The organism is Bradyrhizobium sp. P2_E8 (assembly GCF_056403875.1).
The window spans coordinates 1-1,959 of the sequence record NZ_JBFUES010001220.1; the positions used below are offsets into that span (position 1 = coordinate 1).

Sequence of the window (1,959 nt, forward strand, 5' to 3'; positions counted from 1 at the left end):
GTCTGGCTCCACCAGATGGTTTGATCACCGACGCTGTGTTTGCAGGTATTCAACCGTCGTCCGCGAAACATCACTTCGCACCTACTAGTCTGGATAGACAGTAACGTGCGTGATTTCTGACATCGTAAAGAGGAGATCGATCCGAGTTGGATCGGGCAGCAAGCAATTGTTGCGCGATACTTCATTATCTCCGGATCATTTCGGCGCTCGTGCGCCTTTCAATGTAGCTCACAAGGCTGCGTTTGAAAGGAATGCGAGTTGTAAATGATCCTTTTAGCGAAGCTTGACCGCCTCGCTATCGGAACGATCTTACGAAGCAAGCTGGTCTTTCTAATCATTGTCCGGCTGCAGATAGCGTTCATCGAGGGCGCGTGCCGCAAGGCAGTTCTGCAGACAACATTCTGCCGAGTGTGTGGACATTGATAATGAGAGCAATCAAGTGCCTTAAGGGTGTTCGGTGGATGCCTTGGCGCTGAGAGGCGATGAAGGACGTGCTACGCTGCGATAAGCCGTGGGGAGCTGCGAAGAAGCTTTGATCCGCGGATTTCCGAATGGGGAAACCCACCTTCGATAGCCGGAACTCCAAGACCTTTGTCGAAAGACATCGGTGTGGAGTTCGACCAGATAATGGAAGACGCCAGACCTTTAGATTTCGATCGAAGAGGTTTTGGATTTCCGGTTATCAAGAGAAGGTATGAGACTTCTGAATACATAGGAGGTTTCAAGCAAACCCAGGGAACTGAAACATCTAAGTACCTGGAGGAAAGGACATCAACAGAGACTCCGTTAGTAGTGGCGAGCGAACGCGGACCAGGCCAGTGATACATCAAAGACAATCGGAACCAGTCAGGAAAGCTGGGCCTCAGAGGGTGATAGCCCCGTACGAGTAATGCGATGATGTATCCACGAGTAAGGCGGGACACGTGCAATCCTGTCTGAACGCGGGGGGACCACCCTCCAAGCCTAAGTACTCCTCAGCGACCGATAGTGAACCAGTACCGTGAGGGAAAGGTGAAAAGCACCCCGACGAGGGGAGTGAAATAGACCTGAAACCGGACACCTACAAACAGATGGAGCCCAAGATACGTTCTGGGTGACATCGTACCTTTTGTATTATGGGCCAGCGACTTAATTTAACGAGCAAGCTTAAGCCGATAGGCGAAGGCGTAGCGAAAGCGAGTCTGAATAGGGCGTCAAGTTCGTTGTATTAGACCCGAAACCTAGTGATCTAGCCATGAGCAGGTTGAAGGTGAGGTAACACTCACTGGAGGACCGAACGGGTGCCTGTTGAAAAAGGCTCCGATGACTTGTGGTTAGGGGTGAAAGGCCAATCAAACTGGGAAATAGCTGGTTCTCCGCGAAAGATATTTAGGTATCGCCTCGGATGAATACCTCAGGGGGTAGAGCACTGGATGGGCTAGGGGGACTTACCGTCTTACCAAACCCAACCAAACTCCGAATACCTGAGAGTACTATCCGGGAGTCACACGGCGGGTGCTAACGTCCGTCGTGGAGAGGGAAACAACCCGGACCTACAGCTAAGGCCCCTAATTCGTGGCTAAGTGGGAAAGGATGTGGAAATCCCAAAACAACCAGGAGGTTGGCTTAGAAGCAGCCRTCCTTTAAAGAAAGCGTAACAGCTCACTGGTCTAAATAAGGGTTTCTGCGCCGAAGATGTAACGGGGCTCAAGCCACGAGCCGAAGCTTAGGGTGTAGTCCGCAAGGGCTACGCGGTAGCGGAGCGTTCTGTAAGCCTGCGAAGGGCGACTCGTGAGAGCGCCTGGAGGTATCAGAAGTGCGAATGCTGGCATGAGTAACGACAAACACTGTGAAAGACAGTGTCGCCGAAAGTCCAAGGGTTCCTGCGTAAAGTTAATCTTCGCAGGGTTAGCCGGTCCCTAAGGCGAGGCCGAAAGGCGTAGTCGATGGGAATGCAGTGAATATTCTGCAGCCAGTGGA

1 rRNA gene is annotated in these 1,959 nt (G+C 51.9%); it reads left to right on the plus strand.

Annotation, left to right across the window (positions count from 1 at the left end):
- Positions 1 to 433: 433 nt before the first annotated feature.
- Positions 434 to 1,959 (plus strand): 23S ribosomal RNA (locus AC1D00_RS38850); the annotation flags it as partial.